Genomic DNA, 517 nt, shown 5'->3' with positions numbered 1-517 from the left:
TCGCCGACGCGCTGGCGCCGCCGGCCTGGGCGTTCAGGGTATGCCAGCCGAGGGGCAGGTCCTGCGGGAGGGCGAAGGTCATGCGGCGGGTGGCCACGCCGTCGACATCCCGCGGCTGTTCCCGGACGTCTTCCTGGACCGCGTCAACAAAGCCGGCCCCGCCTTCCAGGGCGATGCCCAGCTGCACTGCGGCGCCATCGCGCACATGGACCGGGACCAGCGCGGGCTCACCCTGCTGGATGACGACGGCGGGAGGCAGCATACGCCGCCAGGGCGCCAGTTCGGCTTCCGCCAATGCGGCCTCGATGGCCTGGTTCGTGTCCGCCTGCACCCCCAAGGCCGCCAGGACCTTGACCAGCGTCCCTTCAGCCACACTGTGCGGCAGTCCGTCCCAGCCCTGGAACGAGGTGCCCACGCCATGCGCATCGGCCAGTTTCTGGAGCAAATGGGGGTCCACGGCGTCGCCGGCAGCAGCCCCGCCCGCCGCGGGCGAAAGCCCCGGAGGGTCTGTTGGCAT

1 pseudogene is annotated in these 517 nt (G+C 71.8%); it reads right to left on the bottom strand.

What is annotated here, in order from left to right:
* A pseudogene (locus ACKAE7_RS21235) lies at positions 1–517 on the bottom strand (4-alpha-glucanotransferase); the annotation flags it as partial.

The sequence above is a fragment of the Pseudarthrobacter sp. NKDBFgelt genome, assembly GCF_046097905.1.
GTDB lineage: Bacteria > Actinomycetota > Actinomycetes > Actinomycetales > Micrococcaceae > Arthrobacter > Arthrobacter polychromogenes.
This window is presented reverse-complemented; position numbering and strand designations above follow the sequence as displayed.